The sequence below is a fragment of the Flavobacterium sp. LC2016-23 genome (genome assembly GCF_009674775.1).
Classification (GTDB): Bacteria; Bacteroidota; Bacteroidia; order Flavobacteriales; family Flavobacteriaceae; genus Flavobacterium.
Genome location: NZ_WKKE01000088.1, coordinates 1 through 403, shown reverse-complemented (window position 1 = coordinate 403; position 403 = coordinate 1). Strand labels below are relative to the sequence as shown.

Here is a 403-nt window from a genome sequence, read left to right as displayed (position 1 = left end):
CTGGCAAAGGTTGGTGCATTTACCAGACAGAAGTCCTGTGTCGTATCTGTAGTTGTTGGCGTCGCAGGATCGGTTACCGAAATTGTAACGGCTAATCTTACGGAGCTTTCACATCCTGTGGCAGCATCCAATAAAGCAGCGTAATAAGTACCACTTGTCAAGGCTGTTGTAGCTGGAATCGCTGTTCCGCCTGTTGCAGCACTATACCAAACCACATTAGGTTCATTGGTCTGAATGCTGGCAAAAGTTGGTGCGTTTACCAGACAGAAATCTTGTGTCGTATCTGTTGTAGTTGGCGTCGCAGGATCGGTTACGGAAATCGTAATGGCCAATCTTATGGAACTTTCACATCCTGTGGCAGCATCCAATAAAGCAGCGTAATAAACTCCGCTTGTCAAGGCTG

The 403-nt window shown here is 46.9% G+C and carries 1 pseudogene; it reads right to left on the bottom strand.

Going from position 1 to position 403, the window contains the following annotated elements:
• A pseudogene (locus GJU43_RS22980) lies at positions 1-403 on the bottom strand (gliding motility-associated C-terminal domain-containing protein); the annotation flags it as partial.